Here is an 18,365-nt window from a genome sequence, read left to right as displayed (position 1 = left end):
CAGCTGTGAGTGAAATTAAAGTACCTGCAATGGGTGAGTCAATAACTGAGGGAACTGTATCCAGATGGATGGTTAAAGAAGGGGATACCGTTAATCAGGGTGATGTGCTTCTTGAACTGGAAACGGATAAAGTAAATATTGAAATCAGCGCAGAAGAAAGTGGCGTGCTGGAGAAGATCATTCGTCAGGAAGGAGAGACGGTCGAGATCGGTGAAACGATCGGTACACTCTCAGCTGGTTCTGGAGGAGGAAGCGGTGCACCCGCTTCCGAACCAGCAGCTGAAGAGAAAAAGGCCGTTACTCCTGCACCTGAAGCTCCAACACCACCACCAGCACCTGTTGCGGCAGCACCGGAGTCATCCGATAGTGCCAAGACGGCTTCACCGTCTGCCCGTAAGCTTGCACGTGAACGTGGTATCGAGTTGGATCAGGTTCAGAGCAAAGATCCGATTGGACGGGTATACCAGGATGATGTGAAGAGCCATAACAATCAGGCGCCTGCTCCTGCTGCTCCACCTGCGAGTAAAGCTCCAGCAGCACCAAGTGCTCCGGCAGCTGGAAGTTCTACCTATACCAAACCGGTAGAGCGTCAACGCATGTCTCGTCGCCGTGCGACCATTGCCAAACGTTTGGTAGAGGCGCAGCAGACAGCAGCGATGTTGACCACGTTTAATGAAGTTGATATGACTGCGATCATGGATGTACGTAAACGTCGTAAGGACAAGTTCAAAGAGAAACATGAGATTAACCTGGGATTCATGTCGTTCTTCACTAAAGCGGTTGTGGGAGCTCTGAAAAAATTCCCTACAATTAACGCAGAGATTGATGGCGAAGATGTTGTTCTCAAAAAGTATTATGATATCGGCATTGCCGTATCAGCGAAGGAAGGACTGGTTGTACCGGTTGTACGTGATGCCGATCGTCTGGGCTTTGCCGAGATCGAGAAGAGTATTGCGGACCTGGCATCCAAAGCTCGTTCCAACACGCTGGCGTTATCTGATCTGCAAGGTGGAACGTTCACCATCACCAATGGTGGAACATTTGGTTCCTTGTTGTCTACGCCAATTCTGAATACACCTCAAGTGGGTATTCTGGGGATGCATAAGATCCAGCTTCGTCCAGTGGCGATTGATGCAGAGCGGATGGAGAACCGTCCAATGATGTACATCGCGTTGTCCTACGATCACCGGATTATCGACGGTAGTGAAGCTGTACGTTTCCTTGTGACCGTGAAAGAACTGCTTGAAGACCCGGAATCCCTGTTAATTGAAGGTTAATCCATAAAGCTTGTTTATAGCTATTATTCATATCGCTTAACAAGAAAACCCCTGAACTGGAGCGCAGCGTGAGCTGCACATCCGATTCAGGGGTTTCTTTTGCTGTTTCTCTTGGTATGTTGCCTCCGACTCTATTATATAGAGTCAGCCGTCTCAGTAGGGTTCAACGGACTAGGGTGTGTATTCGAGCCGGGGGTATTCCGCTCTAGCCAGTCTACAACGTGCTGAGCCACTTCTGTTCGGTTGATCTCATGCAGCATTTCATGGCGTCCATCCGGATACAGGCGATACTCAATATTCTCCAGTTGAAGCTTCTTATACTGGGAGACCAGATTAAGAACGCCTTTGCCATGAAGTCCGACAGGGTCCTTCTCACCTGAGAACAGGTATACGGGTTTGTGTTTGGGTATGCGCTCCATATTGTGTGGAAGATGGACTTCAAGCAGCAATTTGAAGAAGTCGCGGAAAAAGCCTGCTGTACAGACTGCTCCGCACAGGGGATCATCAATGAATCGCTGAACCTCTTGTGAGTCCCGGGACAACCAATCAAACGGTGTCGCCGCAGGGCGGAAAGAGCGGTTGAATCCACCAAATACAATCGCGTTGAGCAACATGCTGGGATGAGTAGCCCCCTGAATGCCGCATTGCAAAAAGGCGAGCTTCTCTCCAAACCGGAGCAGACCACGTCTGCCGTTTGTCCCGGATAAAATAAAGGCATGGTACTGCTCATGACCAGCGTACATGAGATGTTGTACCAAGAATGAGCCCATGCTATGTCCCATTAGAAACAGAGGCACCCCAGGATTCTCCTTGGCGGCTACTTCGCCCAGATTGATCATATCACTCGCCATCCAGCGGAAGGCATCGATACCAGCATTACCAAGCAACTTGGCATTCTCCACAGTTTTGCCATGACCCCGATGGTCATTGGCATAAACCGCATAGCCATTTTGGGTAAGAATGCCGGCAAATTCGGCATATCGGGCTGCCGTCTCGCCCATGCCATGTGCAATTTGCACTACACCTTTAACGTTGCATTCCAGATCGGGAAGCCAGCGGTACACATGAATACGGGTACCTTCACTAGCGACCAAGGCAAAGGTAGATTCCTGCATCTCGTGTAATTCCTCCTTCACAGGTTACATATAAGCTTGATTTAGGGCAGATAAGAGCGAAGAACAGTGGTATTCCCGTTCAATGTATAAGAACCCAGATTGGCTGGCAAGAGATAACATTGTCCAGCTTTCAATTCAATACTGTCTGATTCAGCATGTGCCCACTCCAAAGTTCCTTCTCCTTCACAGACAACGAGAATCGTGAAGCTGTCAGGATTGGTGGAGAGTTCCCACCGTTCAGTCACAATCCCTTTTTCCACCACAAAATAAGGGCATTCCGCAAGCTTGAGCCATTCACCAGGAGTAGCGTTATTTGTTTTCATCGTTGAGGCACCTGCGCCCTCATAGGCGGTGACATTTAAGGAGTCTTCAACATGCAACTCGCGTGGTTTTCCATCCAGCCCTGGACGATTGTAATCGTATATCCGGTACGTCGTATCCGAGTTTTGCTGAATCTCAGCAACAACGACACCTGCACAGAGCGCATGTACTGTTCCGGCAGGGATAAAGAACGTATCACCAGCTTCAACAGGTACCTGACGAAGGGTATCCATCACCGTGCCGTTTTCCAATGCTTCTTTTAATGTTGCCCGATCAACGCCTTCATTCAAGCCATAGATGATATGTGCGCCCGGTTTTGCGTCGAGTACATACCACATTTCTGTTTTGCCAAGCTCGCCAGGAGGAAGTGCCTCATACTCGTCTGTTGGATGAACCTGAACGGACAGGTCATCGTTGCAGTCAAGCAGCTTAATCAGAAGGGGGAAACGACCGCCTTTTTCGGAAACGCCTTTGGTTCCAAGCCATTCGGTGCCCAGTTGTTCACGAACTTCATCCAGACCCTTGCCAACAAGTGCTCCATTTAATACCTTGGTTGTACCGTTTGGATGATCCGCAATCATCCATCCTTCTCCGATATGTCCTTCAGGGGGCGTAAGGCCGAATTGCTCCAGCGCACGACCGCCCCACACACGTTCTTTGAATTCAGGTTGGAATTGTAATGGATATGGCGTAGACATCAGTAATCTCTCCTCTAGTATATGAAATGGTGGATCGCTTTAATCAGTCATGGGCGTGTAATCGCCATGAACAAACAAGTGAATACGTTTGCATATGTAGATTTAGAACACAGATCGCAGGAAGAAGAAGCCGTTAATAGCTCGCTTTGCGATTGTGTCTAGTTTATTGTATTTGGTGAACAAAGGAAATTATTTTTTCTCGATTCCGATCAGAAAAGGAGAAGTTTCTCGCTGCAATTGGCGATACATCACAACCTGTGCCTGTTCCACCGGCAGGGCAGAGGACCATTCCAATACGGCTGCTGCTTCCTGTTCCCCTCCGTCATGACCGGGGTAGAGCACAACCGTAATGATGCCGCGAGGGCGTAATAAAGCGAGTGCAGCCTCAAGTGCAGCGATCGTGCTGTCTGTCTCGGTGATGATGGAGGAATCTGCACTTTCTGAAGGCAGGTACCCCAGATTGAACATTACTGCACCAACCGCACCAAGCCATGACTCAGGCACCGCTTCTGCCATTCGATCATGGCTGAGTTGAAGCATGGAGATGGAGCCAAGCTTGGCTTCGTCGTTTTGTTTTCGAATCCGGGCCTGTGCCAGCGTGAGGGCTTCACTTTGAATATCGAATCCAATGACTTGACCACGCCTGCCTACTTGTTGTGCCAAAAATAGTGTGTCTGCTCCTGTACCAACCGTTGCATCTATGGCTAAATCACCTGGCTGCAGACGGGAAGCAATCCATTGATGTGCACAGCTGAGAACCGAAAGAAAGCCCATCTATGCTCGCCTCCAATACTTACCTTGCCATGAATCCCGCTCTCGCAGCTCACGATCAATGGAGTTCAAAACTTCCCATTTGTTCATGGACCACATCGGTCCAATCAGCAGATCACGCGGTGCGTCGCCTGTAAGGCGGTGTACGATCATTTCCGGTGGAAGCATCTCCAGTGTATCTACGATCAGCTTGATATACTCGTCCTGATCCAGAAAACGTAAAAGACCAGCTTCGTATTGCTTCACCATCGGCGTTTTGCGCATCAGATGCAGCAGGTGAATCTTGATTCCCTGTACATCCATATTGGCAACTGCCCGTCCAGTGTCCAGCATCATCTCATGTGTCTCTTGAGGCAGACCATATATGATATGTGTACACACACGTATATTCCGTTTGCGCAGTTTCTCAACGGCTTCTTCGTAACACTTCGTGTCGTGCGCGCGATTGATCAATGTTGACGTGGAATCATGGATGGTTTGAAGCCCCATCTCAACCCACAGGTAGGTGCGCTCGTTCAGTTCAGCCAAATAATCAACAACGTCATCTGGCAAACAGTCCGGGCGAGTGGCGATGGACAAACCAACAACACCGGGTTGCTCAAGAATTTCTTCAAAATATTCGCGCAGCTCCTCAACCGGAGCATACGTGTTCGTATAGGCTTGGAAGTAGCCAATATAATGGGCTGTAGGCCACTTGAGGTGCTGTTTATCTCGAATTGTATTGAATTGGGTGACCAGATCTTCACGTCTGCTGCCAGCAAAATCGCCTGATCCACGCGCACTGCAGAAGGTGCAACCACCTTTGGCAATGGAACCGTCACGGTTGGGACAGGTGAATCCAGCATCCAGCATCACTTTGAAAACCTTATTGTTAAATTGGTCTCGCATCTCATAATTCCAGGTATGGAATCGTTTATCTCCCCACAACAGAGGGGACTGTAATGCAGGTGCATTCATCTTCAGGGTACTCCTTTGGCTGTCGAATTACAGTAATCATACGTGAACAAAAGAAGAAGCGCTATGCGATTTCCGTCATAGACGATTGATAGCGATTATAGATGTCTTCATGAACTTTTATCATTGTATCAAAAAACTAAAAAAAAAGGGAATCGAAACGCAAAAATAGGCCGTAAAATCAAGGTTTTCTCCTTGCTATAGTTTACACCTTATGTTATATTTAAATCAGCGTCAGACACCATCTAGTGGGTATTATTCATCATAGCATTTGAATCAAGATTGACGTCATGGACCATACTATACCGTGAGGTGATATGAATGAATTCCCAAGTTAAAAACAATGAATTGAATCATGTGTCTGTTGAATTGACGGCAGAAGAAGCACTGGCTTTAACAGGTGTTCGTTTTAATGGAAATCCGAAAGTGAAAGCGGCTGCAAGACAAAAAGTTCGCGATGCTTTCGAAAAGACATTTGATTTTTCACACCAAGATAAGGTAGACTATGAACTACTAAAGTAGTTGGACCCCAATTCCAAATAAATCGAAGAGGGAATCTTTGAGATTTGCCCAAAGTGGCAGATCCGAAGATTCCCTTTTCATTGCTCTTTACAATTTGCCAGTTCTTCGGCAAAATAAGTCTGAGACAAGTATGGGACAAACGGAGGAATAAAATGCGTTTACGTGGCAGAAAAGGGATAAGAGAAAATCTGGAGCAACAAGTTGATCTTGTTGTACTGGACCCCAAGCAACATAAAGGAAAATGGTCTGAACTGTTTGGCAATGATCACCCGATCTTCGTGGAATTTGGTATGGGTAAAGGTCAATTTATCAGCCAAATGAGTTTTAAATATCCGGAATTTAATTTCATCGGTATTGATATGTATGATGAATTGGTGCGTCGTGCCAGTGAGAAAGCTCGTAATGCGTGGAGTCAGGCTGATGTGGAGACACCCCCTAACCTGAAGCTTGCGCTGGCAAATATCGAACAGATCGAAGAAGTTTTTGAACCGGAAGAACTGGAGCGCATTTATTTGAACTTCAGTGACCCTTGGCCAAAAGCAAAGCATGCACGTCGTCGGTTGACGCACCCGCGCTTCCTGAAGAAATACACGGAATTGCTTAATCCCAAAGGTCAGATTCATTTCAAAACCGATTCGGAGACGCTGTTTGATTTCTCGCTCAATGCTATTGCCGACTTCGGCCTGCAAATGACCAATATTTCTTTGAATCTGCATCGTGATGGTTTGAATGAAGAACATGTGATGACGGAGTACGAGCAGAAATTCATGGGTAAAGGTATGAACATTCACCGGGTTGAAGTGATTGTGGGCGAAGAGGCCCTGCGTGAGTATCAGCAGACACGACTGGACAAGTATAAAGTTCGTGAAGCTTCTGATGAGTCCGGTGAAGATCAGGAACAGGAATAAAATCGAAATCTAACTTAAACTCATTAAAGAAGAGCGACACATGAGGTGAATGATTCATTCTCATAGGTCGCTCTTTTTTTTGCATTAACAATCGATGTGCAATACTCCATAAACTCAAGTCTGGGATGATTTCAAAAGTTCTCTGAATGAAACTCTTTGCGGCGATAATCGTTTGGTGTAACACCGTTGAACTTTTTGAACATGCGATAGAAGTATGAACTGTTGGTGAATCCGGTTCTCTCGGCAATATCGGCAACGGAGTTTTCTGTCTCCACCAGCAGATGCTGGGCCTTGGCTATGCGGGTTTCGTTAATCACGTCCGTGAGCCCTTTCAGGGTGAGCTGTTTGTAGAGCCTGCTTACATAAATGGGCGACATGCCCAACTCATCTGCGATAGAAGTTAGACATAGATTGGGGTCCGCATAGTCCCGCTCAATAATGCCATTGATTTTACGAATCAACTCTTCGTGCTTAAGTGTACGTTTCTCCTCAACTTTGGAACCAAGCTCATCAAACATTCGATAGAAGTGTTCATGTACTTCACTGATGTCTTCGGCGTCTTTGACAGGCAGCATTAGACCATCCGAGACTGAATCAAGCGTGAGTTGATTATTCTTCTTGAGGGTATTTCGTACATGGTTCAGTGTCATCGTCAGATGGGATAAGGCTAGCTGGAAGACGGTAAACGGATATGCAGCTGTTTCGCCGACGATATCTGCATAGACTTGTTTTGCTTCTCGTGTCTTACCTGTCATTAAGTGATCGACAAGTTGTCTTTCCTTACCTGCTGGAAATGCGTACTCCTTGGCGTGATAAGCCATGATGTCAGCGGTATAGATCAGACAACTTGGTCCCATGAACAAGCGATGCAGTGAGGCTTCGGCTGATCTGGTATAGGATGCAATACTGTCTTCCAATGAATCTTCTTCCGTGCCGATCGTACAGGAGATGGAGCATTTCAAATGGGTCATTACAGCTGCCTGCATCATACGTAGCAGCTCTTCGATCCGGTTATGACCAGGTTGCCCAAGTTCATGGCTTTCCGCTTTTTCATTGAAGATGAGTGTGATCAGATCACCGCCCATGTCCACAGCTTCTGCGTTGTAGTGGAGATCGGCTGTCTCAGTGCATATGTTCATCATGGCGTATTTTACAAGCTGGGTCTCATCACGGTACGTTTCGCAGAATTCGGTAAAATGGTCAATACGCAGCAATACCAGCCTGGATGTACGCTGAACGTCAATAGAGGAACCATAGAACTTCATTCGTTCTTCCAGCATACCTCCAGTTACTGTTTCACGGCCCTGCAGCGCCCCCCGCAGAAAATCCTGCCGTAACAAATGAAGACTGCCACGTCGCTCTGCTTCCATCACACGTAAACGAACAAGCACCTTATCAATAGGGTGATATAGTTTTCGGGACACAAGGTAAGAGAGCAGTAACCCTGCCAGGAGAAGTCCAACACAAAACAGAACGGTATGTGTGCGCATACTCCGTATATCTGAGGTAATCAGATCATAAGGTGTTATTCTCACATAACGCCAACCCAAGTCATCGGGAGCGGTATAGGTGATGAGAGATTTTTCTCCGTCGACCTTCTCGGTAAAGTAAGCTGACTGCTCCGTATCCTGCATAATTGGCTTCATAAAAGCTTCACTGGAGAGATTTTTCATCAATGCACGGTCGCCAAAGTCAGATAAAAGGTCTCCATTCTCATTCACGATAAAGGTTTTGCCTGGTTGATCCACAGCATTCATATTCGGACTGAGCCAATCATCCTTGATATTAACGATGACAGCATAGTTTAGCTTCGCGTTATCATTAATCGTGTCATAACAGAGATAGGTGTAGCTGTTAACCTCTGTTGCTTCGGTAGACCCGACCTGATATGTACGCGGGATGGGCACAAAAGGTTTATAGTCATGGAAGCGTTGGAGGATGCTTGTAATCCCCTGATCATCGATCTCCGAGATGGACTGCTGCCCATTGCGCACGTTGGAACTGATGAAGAATTCATTACTTTTGGAGTTATATACATAGATGGATTCGATAAAGGGAAGGGACATACGGTAGTTGTCTAGCTGCTCCATCGCCGATGTGATCTCATAGATATTTGGTTTGGAATAAAGCAGTAATGAAGAGATGGTGTAGTCCTGATAGATCTGATATGACAATGATTTCGCAGTCTCGGTCATTTTCGCCACTTCACGGCTGGTTTGTGTAAGACTGTTCATATCTGTACGATACACCTGGCGAAGAGCAATCCGATTATAGTTGACGTACAAAATAGTAGAAGCCACAAGTAAGGTAGCGACGGTACTGATAATAATGCCGATCAGAATCCGTGTGAAGACCTTCTGACTGTCCTCTGAACGTTTACGCATTCTTCTTCCCCCTCGAACCTCCTGTTTTGGGTGAGCAGCATAGAATTTCATATACATAAGTGAGGCTTCATATATGGATGAGCAGAAGAGCAAGAGTAACTTGAATTATATATTATGTATGCGTTTACATCAATGCTGGACAGGCCATTTTGCCTGTTTCTCTACATAAAGTTCAACTTTCGCTGGATTGTTCACTAGGTGTAGCCTATGCACGATATCAACATTTGTGAACGGATGTGTGTGGATGTCTGTTCATTTCATGGTTCGTTCATTTTGTTCATAGTTCATTTCGCAGAATCGTTCATTTTCTGATGGGAAGCTTCAGTATTCGTGAGTGAAGAGAGCATCTACAATAAAAAGAGAGCTCCACCACGCAGCACCGCAAGAAATTCGGGAGGGATCGAGCCATGCTCAAAGAATTGAACAAAAACAAAATCATGTTTCTGATGCTGTTGCCCACGCTGATCTTTTTTCTCATTAACTCGTATTTTCCGATGGTCGGCATCTATTATGCGTTCACCCGGTATGATTTTGAAGGCGGATTATTTGGTAGTCCATTTGTCGGTCTGGAGAACTTTAAGTTCCTATGGCAATCCGGAATGCTGTTGAAGCTCACAACCAATACCGTGGGTTACAATCTCGCCTTCATTATATTAGGAAACGGTCTGGCGATCTTCTGTGCGATCATGCTTAGCGAAATCCGGGGCAGGTTATTCAAAAAAATCACGCAATCCGTCATGTTCTTGCCGTATTTCATCTCATTTGTACTATTAAGTGTAATCGCTTACAACATGTTTAACTACGAGTCGGGTTTTGTGAACACGGTGCTCAAACGTTTTGAGGCAGGCCCGGTCGACATTTATAACACACCCTGGATCTGGGTGTTCCTGATCATCATCTTTTATCTGTGGAAAAATCTTGGATACAGCATGGTCATTTATCTGGCCGCCATAACGGGTATCAGTGACGAGTATTATGAAGCTGCCCGAATCGACGGGGCCAATATATTTCAGCGGATCTGGTACATTACGGTACCGATGCTGAAGCCAACCTTTGTCATATTGTTGTTGTTCTCGCTCGGCAGCATTATGAAGGGGCAGTTTGATCTGTTCTATCAACTGATAGGTAACAACGGGGTGCTGTACAACGCTACAGATATTATTGATACGTATGTGTATCGTTCACTGAAAGTAACGTTTGATATCGGGATGGCAACGGCAGCTGGTTTGTATCAGTCGTTATTCGGATTCATTTTGATCATGACTGTCAACTATATTATTCGCAAAGTAAATGAGGACTACGCCTTGTTCTAGAACGCCCGCAGGGCAGGAGGGAGAACGATCATGAACACGCCAATGAATACTCACACGCGTACGAATACTCGTCTCAGAGATTCGGAATTCACTTTTATGTTTCAACTGATTTCCTACAGCTTCATCATCATTTTATCAATCATGTGCTTGCTACCGTTTCTGCTGATTCTATCCGGTTCATTCAGCAGCAACGAGTCCATTGTGAGGGATGGTTATCACCTCTTTCCAACGGACTTTTCCCTGGAAGGTTACAAAATGGTGTTCAAATTCCCGACTCAGGTACTCAAGGCTTATGGAGTAACGGTCTTTACAACGGTGGTGGGGACTACGTTAGGGCTATTCCTCATCACGATGGCCGGATTTGTGCTCCAGCGTAAGGACTTTAAATATCGGAACACGTTCTCGTTTTTTATCTACTTCACAACCCTGTTTGGTGGGGGACTTGTGCCTTGGTACATTATGCTGGCGAACTACTTCAATCTCACAGATACGTACACCGTACTTATTTTCCCGGGGTTGATGACGCCATTCCTCATTATCCTGATGAAAAACTTCATTCGCTCGGCAGTGCCGGATGAATTGATTGAGTCCGCCAAAATTGATGGAGCGAATGACTTCCGCATCTATTTCAGCATTGTGTTGAAACTGGCGATGCCTGGTATCGCCACCGTAGGTCTGTTCCTGGCACTCGGTTACTGGAATGACTGGTTTACCTCATCCCTCTTCATTAACAACCCGGATATGTACCAACTGCAATTTTATCTCTACAACACGATGAACACGATTACATTCATTGACCAGATGGCGATTGGCACAGGGATCACGCTCAGTCAGGATGTGCCTACCGAATCAACCAAGATGGCAATGGCGATCGTTGTAACGGGACCGATTTTGTTCCTGTATCCGTTTGTACAACGTTATTTTGTCAAAGGACTCACCATTGGTGCAGTGAAAGGTTAGAACGTGAACACGTTGTGGGTGTCAGGCCATTGACATCATTTCCGGTCTGAAACATGGCGAGTCTGCGCTAACATATAAAGGTTCATCACAAAAAGGGAGGATGCGTATGCGTAACAAAACAATTCGGCACCTGTCTCTGGTACTTGCCCTGATGTTGTTCGCCGGGGTGCTTGCCGCATGTAATAACGGTTCGGGGGGATCGACGCAAGGAAGCGGGCAGGGAGGAACATCCGGGAACAAAGGCGAGAAAGTCACGCTTCAATTTTACATGCTTGGGGATGCTCCAAAAGATCTGCCTGTTATTGAATCCGAGATCAATAAGTTGGCTGAGGCTGATCTGAACGTCAATGTGAAATTCAACTACACCTCATGGACCGACTGGGATCAAAAATATAAACTGCTGCTGTCTTCCGGACAGCCGATCGATCTGATCTTCACAGCGGATTGGACATTCTACCAGTCCTATGCCAAGAAGGGCGCGTTCCTGCCACTGGATGAAATGCTGCCTACAGCAGCGCCAGCCCTGAAAGCTCATGTACCTGATGACATGTGGAATGCGGTCAAAATCAATGACAAAATCTATACTGTTCCATCAACTTGGATTGAGTATGTAACCGAGGGAATTGCGTACCGCGAGGACTTGCGCGAGAAGTACAATCTTCCAAAACCGGAATCCTTGGAGACGCTCGAAGCGTATCTGGAGGGCATCAAAGCCAACGAACCCAATATGATTCCGATTGCGGATAGCAATGCCAACCATACCCATGGTATTCGTCAATTGACATCCAAGCTGGTTAATACAGCAGGTCAACTTCCATATGGACTGGATATTATGTATGACACACCATCAAGCGTGACGTCCTACTGGGGATCCGCGCAACACCTGGAAGACCTGAAAACATACAAACGTTGGATGGACAAAGGATTTTTCCCGAAAAACGTACTGAATGTAAAAGATACATCCAACTCGTTGTTGCAAAATGGAAAAGCAGCTGTTGTTCTGTCCGGGGAAAACCCTAACAAATTTAATGCAGATGTAATCAAGGTGCAGTCTACGCATCCAGATTGGAAACTGGCTTATTTCCCTTACCCAAATGCAAAAGGGTTTGCACAACCGGTTCACCCGATCCACAACGGATTTGCGATTCCGCGTAGCAGTAAAAACCCGGAAAAAGCCTTGGCATTTTATGAGAAACTGGTTACAGACAAACGATATAACTGGTTGACTGAATACGGCGTTGAAGGCAAAAACTTCGAGGTAGATAATGGATACTACAAAATGGTGGGAGATGCACAAACAAATGGCTTCCCACGTGAGGGCATGAATGGCTGGGCTTGGCGTAATCCGGAATTCATGCTCTATGATAAAACCTTTGATGATGTCCTGACCATGTTTGAAGATCTCGACAAAATCAAAAAGCCGGATATCTTTACAGGATTTGCTGAAGATTGGACTCCGTACCAAGCCGAGAAGGCTGCATTGGAGCAAGTGGAAAAGCAATATTTGTATCCGCTTAATGTAGGTTTGGTGGCAGACGTAGAAGCTGGATTGAACACATTTATGGAGAAGGCTAAACAAGCAGGATTGGAAAAAATTCAGGCAGAATACACCAAGCAGTGGCAGGAGTACTTGAAGTCAACAGGCATTCAATAGTTTGTACTTTCCTTCATAAAGAAAAGGTGCCTTCAAATCCGAAGGCACCTTTTCAATGTGGTTGCAGGCTTGTTTGAAGCCGTTGGTTAGAGGCATGATTGACGAAGAATGCGGGAAGCAGCACCTTATTTGGATAAATTCATAAACGGGCCTCTTCTGCGGATGAAGGACGAACGTCCTCCAGCAGATCGATAATGCTTTGAGCGCTCTGCATCGGATGAACCTTGGCGATTTCCGCCAGATGACGTTTGCGTTTACGTACAACATCCGGGTAGTGATGCAACAGCTTGTTCATCCATTTGACCACTACGTCGAGCGAAGTTATGGGTTCTCCCAACCCTCTTGCCGTAAAATAATGGACGTTTTCTTCTTCCTGACCAGGTATAGGGTTGTGGAACAACATTGGAATTCCTTTGGCCAAACCTTCGCTGCATGTCATTCCCCCAGGTTTGGTGATCAGCAGGTCGGATACTTCCATCAATTTGTCTACTTCGTTGGTGTACCCCATAATATGAATGTTTTCTTTGCGATACATGGGGTTCTGTTCCATGCTGATCCGTGCTTTATCATTGCGACCCAGACAAAAAATGATCTGAATATCTTCATGCCAGCGTGTCAGCAGCGGATGGACCAGCTTGTCGCTGAGCATTCCCCAGCCGCCACCCATCACCAGTACAGTAGGCATGTTCTTGAGGTTAAATCTGCTTCGGATCTCTTCTCGCCCGGGATGCTCCCAGAAATTTGGATGTACCGGAATGCCCGTGACTCGAATGTTGTCTGTAGGTACGCCGCGTAGCATTAGTTTGGACTTAACCTCATCTGAAGAAACCAGATAAAGGTCTACTTCACGGTTAATCCACGTCCCATGTGCATCATAGTCGGTGATGACTGTGCATAGGGGAACCTGTACACCCAGACGTTTCAGTCTGGATATGACAGCACTTGGAATCGGATGTGTACAGACGATCGCATCGGGACGTAACTGGCGCACAACGCTGCGTGTATGTGTATAGAACAGTTTATGCAGCGCCAGTGTTGTCAGCCTGTTCAATGATTTTTTATATTGGTGTCTGTATACGTATCCGACAAGTTTGGGTTGGTTGGTAACCGTTTTTTTGTATGCTGTTATAATCAGAGGTGCAACCTTGGGATTTAAGAAACTTCCCAGTTCAAGCACTTTTGTCTGCACGTCTGGCGAGAGCTTTCGCAAATTGCTGGACAGTGCATAAGCGGCTTGAGTATGACCCGTACCAAAGCCTTCAGATAATAGTAATACTCTTTTTTTCTCCACGCTTGCTTCACCTGTTCCTGCTAGGTTTTTCTGAGTCTAACATATCGGCTTTAAGACCAGAATGCAACTGTTGCAAGTGCGACTAAAGTACCTATTGTGGCACCCGCCAGAACATCGGAAGGATAGTGTAATCCCAGATAAATTCGAGAGAATCCGACAATAAGGGCCACAGGCAACAATATTAGCAATAAGATCGGATCAGTGGTCATAAAGGGAACCGTGACCGAAAAAATGGCAGTTGTGTGCCCTGAAGGAAACGAGTGATCCGTCAGGGGATTACGGAACGTAATTGTATCCGGCAATGCCAGATAAGGTCGAATGCGGGGATACAATTTTTTCGCGATGGCTACAGGGATGTGGCTGATCGCAAGAGCGATACATGCCTGGAGTCCTGTTGTGCTCCAAGGAGCTGGAGCAAGCAGCCAGATTAACAGTGATATTGCAATAGAAGAAGTTGCTCCACCCAGATGGGTGAAATAATACAGCCAAAAATTCATAAAACGATTATGAAGTCGGCCGTTGATCCACATAAAAACATTTCGATCATAATCTTGAAACTTTGAGAATAAACGGCTCATATTGGCCTCCTGCCAGTCAGGCCGCCCGTAATGGCGGCATTATTTCCGGTGATTTTCTGCATCCGGTTTCGTCCTGATTAGTATATAACCGTTTTTCATGAACTTGAGGTTATTTCAGGTATATGTTTATCATATTTTTAAATGTTGTCCTTTTCAAGAAGAACCCATGTAAAGAACGTTAAATTCATGTTAAAGAGTGGATATATACCCATCTTAACTTTTTGACTTGGGTCAGCCAAAAAAGATACAATGATTCAACATGGCTGAAATGAGGTAAAAAAATGTGAGTTCTGTTTCAAACTTTTTGAGGTCTGTTTGCGTTATTTGTTATAGAGCCTCTGACGAAGAATAACATGCTGATGAAAAAAGCAGGGACTTTAGAAATAAAAATCAAGTAAACGGCTGAAAATAAGATATAACAGGCATGAATGCGAGGTTGTGGTATCACGAAGTGTCTATTCAGCGTTTAAAGATCACATTTCTGCTTCAGAAAGTGGAATTGGGGTTTTGACAAATGACTGAAAAGGATACAGAATCGATAAAGCAGCCAACTGATAGCAACCAAGCTTTGAAACATTGCCTGATATATTCACGTAGTACACAAAAGAACAGGGTCATATTCTGCAGATCAAAAAAAAATAAATTGCAGAATCAGGAAGAGAGATGCTTGAGTAAACTGGGTTTTGAAAAAAAGGGGGTAACAGAGAACGATGTTGGACGCTATATTCGTCACGATGCAGGTCATTCTGGCACTGCTAGCCGTGTACCAATTCACGTTTTCGCTGTTCGGTCTGATTAAGAAAAAGAAAAAGAAACATTATCCGGCGACAAAATCATTCGCTGTACTCGTCGCAGCACACAATGAGGAACAAGTCATTGGTGCCTTGATGGAGAACTTGAAACAACTTGATTATCCGGAAGATCTGTACGATGTGTTTGTCATCTGTGACAACTGTACGGATGGAACGGCTCAAATTGTCAGAGAGCATGGATTAAACGCATGTGTACGTACCAATGCCGATTTAAGAGGTAAAGGGTATGCCATCGAATGGATGCTTAAGTACCTGTGGAAATTGCCGCGTCAGTATGACGCAGTTGTTATGTTTGACGCGGATAACCTGGTTGACCGTAACTTCTTGCTTGAGATGAATGATGACTTGAACAATGGTTCGCGTGTTATCCAAGGATACATTGATACGAAAAATCCGGAGGATTCCTGGATTACTGCAGCTTACGGTGTATCTTACTGGTACATCAACCGTCTGTGGCAGTTGTCTCGTCATAACTTGAATATGGCGAATTTCCTCGGAGGAACCGGAATGTGCTTCGAGACCAACCTGTTGAAGGAAATTGGTTGGGGTGCAACAAGTCTGGTTGAAGATCTGGAGTTTACGATGCGCAGTGTGCAACGTAATGTGTATCCTGTTTTCAACTATGACGCCAAAGTATTTGATGAGAAGCCATTGACATTTAAAGCTTCAGCGAGACAACGTCTGCGCTGGATGCAAGGTCACTTTACAGTTGCACGTAGATACTTCTTCCCGCTGCTCTGGCAGTCCATTAAGGAAAGAAGCCTGGTGAAATTTGACCTTGCTATCTATGGAGCCAATGTCTATGTGGTATTGCTTACGTTCCTGATGACGGCTGTGATGTGGGTAGACATGGCTATATTCAGCGGTCCGCACATTGCTAATATTTATGGATACTTCCCGTTATGGGTTGGGTTCGTGGCTATTGGCTTGAACATTCTGACGTTCCTACTGTCCATGGCGCTGGAGAAGGTTACCTTTGCCAAAGTTTATCTATATCTGATTTTGTTCCCGATCTACCTGCTGTCTTGGTACCCGATTACGTTCTACGCTTTCTTTACGCAGAACAACAAACAGTGGAGCCACACTCAACATACACGTGTTGTACGGTTGGATGAGGTACAGAGCAAACAAGGGTAAGGAACATGCACATGAGACTTTGTCGACATCTGATATCACAAATGTGTAATTCACGAAAAAAGTTGTGAAGAATGTTGACAATGTGTTTTATGGGTGATATAGTATTCAAGTGCCTTAAAACGAATAGAAATGGAATCACAAGCAGAAGTCCGACTTCTCACCTGATCAACAAACATGTTGGCTGGTCAACGATCCCAATAATTTATGAAGTGTATACTCATGAAGAATTGTGTTGATTACAGGGATGTCGGTAGCTTGACCGGCATCCCTTTTATTTTTGTTTAACTGGATATTCAAAATGACCTGGAGGTGGACGATTATTAGTAAAGATCACATGATTAATGATGAGATTCGGGCGAAGGAAGTACGCCTTGTCGGAGCTGAAGGAGAACAAATTGGGATTACGCCCATTCGCGAAGCACTGCAAATGGCGATTGACCTGAATTTGGATCTGGTCAATGTGGCACCACAGGCTAAACCGCCGGTGTGTCGTATTATGGACTATGGCAAATTCCGCTATGAGCAACAAAAGAAAGATAAAGAAGCCCGTAAGAACCAGAAAATTGTTGATATTAAAGAAGTATGGTTCCGTTCCAATATTGAGGAGCACGATTATCAAACGAAGCTTCGTAATGTAGTTAAGTTTTTGAACGAAGGCGACAAGGTGAAATGTTCTGTTCGTTATCGCGGACGTGAAATTGCACATGCCGCGATTGGTCAACGGATTTTGGAGCGCGTTAAGGTAGAAGTTGCAGAACTTTGTACTGTTGAACGTCAACCAAAATTGGAAGGCCGCAGTATGATCATGATCTTGGCTCCTAAAGCCTGATAACATTGGAGGAGGAAACACAAAATGCCTAAAATGAAAACACACAGCAGTTTGAAAGGACGCTTCAAAATTACCGGTTCCGGTAAGGTCCTTCGTTACAAAGCTCACAAAAACCACTTGCTTTCCCACAAATCCAAACGTGCTAAGCGCGTTCTGAACGGTAACCCAGTTATGGCTGCCGGGGATGTTAGACGTTTGAAACAAGGTTTGGCTAACTTGAAAGGCTAATTCTAATTAGTACATTCCGTATGGGGGATCGGCTACGGCCGTACACATACCACGGATACATTTATATTTATTTGGGAGGTTCTTTAATATGGCAAGAGTAAAAGGCGGTTTTGTAGTACGTCGTCGTCATAAAAAGGTTTTGAAACTGGCAAGAGGTTATTTCGGTTCCAAACACCGTATTTTTAAAACAGCTAACGAGCAAGTAATGAAATCCCTGGTATACGCATACCGTGACCGTCGCAACACGAAACGTAACTTCCGCAGACTGTGGATCGTTCGTATCAATGCTGCAGCACGTATGAATGGTTTGTCTTACAACAAACTGATCCATGGACTGAAACTTGCTGGAGTAGACATGAACCGCAAAATGTTGGCTGATCTGGCCGTTAACGACATCAATGCGTTCAACTCTTTGGCTACTGTAGCTAAAGGCAAAATCAACGCTTAAATTGTATGATACAAGCCGCCGTACCTATATGGCGGCTTTTTTTACGGCTTGGAAGAAATTCGAAGATGAATCTCTGAATGAATAGAGCGAATAGGCTGAAGTCTGGAAGGGAACAATGAAACCAGATAACTGGTGAATAAAGGCCCATGGGAATACATAAAATAC

The 18,365-nt window shown here is 45.4% G+C and carries 17 protein-coding genes; 10 read left to right on the top strand and 7 right to left on the bottom strand.

Going from position 1 to position 18,365, the window contains the following annotated elements:
* Nucleotides 1-5: 5 nt before the first annotated feature.
* Complete coding sequence (odhB, locus tag BLS69_RS15145; protein ID WP_091032882.1) at nt 6-1,277, top strand: 2-oxoglutarate dehydrogenase complex dihydrolipoyllysine-residue succinyltransferase; 1,272 nt, start codon at nt 6-8, stop codon at nt 1,275-1,277.
* A 134-nt stretch (nt 1,278-1,411) separates the two neighbouring features.
* On the opposite strand, the gene BLS69_RS15140 is transcribed toward odhB, so the two are convergent.
* From BLS69_RS15140 to BLS69_RS15125, 4 genes are all read right to left on the bottom strand, one after another.
* Nucleotides 1,412-2,392: an alpha/beta fold hydrolase gene (locus BLS69_RS15140; RefSeq protein WP_091032880.1), complete on the bottom strand. Its 981-nt coding sequence runs from the start codon at nt 2,390-2,392 to the stop codon at nt 1,412-1,414.
* Nucleotides 2,393-2,433: 41 nt separating this feature from the next.
* Nucleotides 2,434-3,411 carry a type I phosphomannose isomerase catalytic subunit gene (locus BLS69_RS15135; RefSeq protein WP_091032877.1) on the bottom strand — a complete coding sequence of 326 codons (978 nt, stop codon included), beginning with the start codon at nt 3,409-3,411 and terminating at the stop codon, nt 2,434-2,436.
* A gap of 189 nt (nt 3,412-3,600) precedes the next feature.
* On the bottom strand, nt 3,601-4,185 hold the full coding sequence (locus BLS69_RS15130; protein WP_091032874.1) for a tRNA 5-(aminomethyl)-2-thiouridylate-methyltransferase MnmM: 585 nt from the start codon (nt 4,183-4,185) through the stop codon (nt 3,601-3,603).
* On the bottom strand, nt 4,186-5,139 hold the full coding sequence (locus tag BLS69_RS15125) for a tRNA modification radical SAM protein MnmL/YtqA (protein ID WP_036610193.1): 954 nt from the start codon (nt 5,137-5,139) through the stop codon (nt 4,186-4,188).
* Between the two features lie 318 nt (nt 5,140-5,457).
* Between BLS69_RS15125 and BLS69_RS15120 the strand changes: the two genes are divergently transcribed.
* Both BLS69_RS15120 and trmB read left to right on the top strand, forming a co-directional pair.
* Nucleotides 5,458-5,658, top strand: coding sequence for a hypothetical protein (locus tag BLS69_RS15120; protein ID WP_036610190.1), 201 nt, complete (start codon nt 5,458-5,460; stop codon nt 5,656-5,658).
* A gap of 152 nt (nt 5,659-5,810) precedes the next feature.
* A complete protein-coding gene (gene trmB / locus BLS69_RS15115; protein WP_091032872.1) occupies nt 5,811-6,566 on the top strand; it encodes a tRNA (guanosine(46)-N7)-methyltransferase TrmB in 756 nt (251 codons plus the stop codon).
* Nucleotides 6,567-6,697: 131 nt separating this feature from the next.
* Here trmB and BLS69_RS15110 read toward each other — a convergent pair whose 3' ends face one another.
* Nucleotides 6,698-8,950, bottom strand: a complete 2,253-nt coding sequence (locus tag BLS69_RS15110; protein WP_165980132.1) for an AraC family transcriptional regulator — start codon at nt 8,948-8,950, stop codon at nt 6,698-6,700.
* Nucleotides 8,951-9,357: 407 nt separating this feature from the next.
* Between BLS69_RS15110 and BLS69_RS15105 the strand changes: the two genes are divergently transcribed.
* The 3 genes from BLS69_RS15105 (at nt 9,358) to BLS69_RS15095 (ending at nt 12,877) form a co-directional block, all read left to right on the top strand.
* On the top strand, nt 9,358-10,263 hold the full coding sequence (locus BLS69_RS15105) for an ABC transporter permease (RefSeq protein ID WP_017689672.1): 906 nt from the start codon (nt 9,358-9,360) through the stop codon (nt 10,261-10,263).
* A gap of 96 nt (nt 10,264-10,359) precedes the next feature.
* Entirely contained in the window at nt 10,360-11,223 is an 864-nt protein-coding gene (locus tag BLS69_RS15100) for a carbohydrate ABC transporter permease (RefSeq protein WP_370511436.1), read from the top strand.
* Between the two features lie 100 nt (nt 11,224-11,323).
* Nucleotides 11,324-12,877 (top strand): ABC transporter substrate-binding protein, encoded by a 1,554-nt coding sequence (locus BLS69_RS15095; protein ID WP_371129048.1) that lies wholly within the window; start codon nt 11,324-11,326, stop codon nt 12,875-12,877.
* A 139-nt stretch (nt 12,878-13,016) separates the two neighbouring features.
* Here the strand turns inward: BLS69_RS15095 and BLS69_RS15090 are convergent, their stop codons facing one another.
* Complete coding sequence (locus BLS69_RS15090) at nt 13,017-14,168, bottom strand: MGDG synthase family glycosyltransferase (protein ID WP_091032863.1); 1,152 nt, start codon at nt 14,166-14,168, stop codon at nt 13,017-13,019.
* A gap of 50 nt (nt 14,169-14,218) precedes the next feature.
* Nucleotides 14,219-14,746 (bottom strand): phosphatase PAP2 family protein, encoded by a 528-nt coding sequence (locus tag BLS69_RS15085; RefSeq protein ID WP_091032860.1) that lies wholly within the window; start codon nt 14,744-14,746, stop codon nt 14,219-14,221.
* A 710-nt stretch (nt 14,747-15,456) separates the two neighbouring features.
* On the opposite strand from BLS69_RS15085, the gene BLS69_RS15080 reads away from it, so the two are divergent.
* The 4 genes from BLS69_RS15080 to rplT all read left to right on the top strand — a co-directional run bounded on the left by BLS69_RS15080 (nt 15,457) and on the right by rplT (nt 18,200).
* Nucleotides 15,457-16,695 carry a glycosyltransferase family 2 protein gene (locus BLS69_RS15080; protein WP_036610177.1) on the top strand — a complete coding sequence of 413 codons (1,239 nt, stop codon included), beginning with the start codon at nt 15,457-15,459 and terminating at the stop codon, nt 16,693-16,695.
* A 334-nt stretch (nt 16,696-17,029) separates the two neighbouring features.
* Nucleotides 17,030-17,524 (top strand): translation initiation factor IF-3, encoded by a 495-nt coding sequence (gene infC, locus BLS69_RS15075; protein WP_017689666.1) that lies wholly within the window; start codon nt 17,030-17,032, stop codon nt 17,522-17,524.
* A 24-nt stretch (nt 17,525-17,548) separates the two neighbouring features.
* Complete coding sequence (gene rpmI, locus BLS69_RS15070; RefSeq protein ID WP_017689665.1) at nt 17,549-17,752, top strand: 50S ribosomal protein L35; 204 nt, start codon at nt 17,549-17,551, stop codon at nt 17,750-17,752.
* 88 nt (nt 17,753-17,840) lie between these two features.
* Nucleotides 17,841-18,200, top strand: a complete 360-nt coding sequence (rplT, locus tag BLS69_RS15065) for a 50S ribosomal protein L20 (protein ID WP_017689664.1) — start codon at nt 17,841-17,843, stop codon at nt 18,198-18,200.
* Nucleotides 18,201-18,365 lie beyond the last annotated feature (165 nt).

The organism is Paenibacillus sp. CF095 (assembly GCF_900101225.1).
Taxonomy (GTDB): Bacteria; Bacillota; Bacilli; order Paenibacillales; family Paenibacillaceae; genus Paenibacillus.
This window is presented reverse-complemented; position numbering and strand designations above follow the sequence as displayed.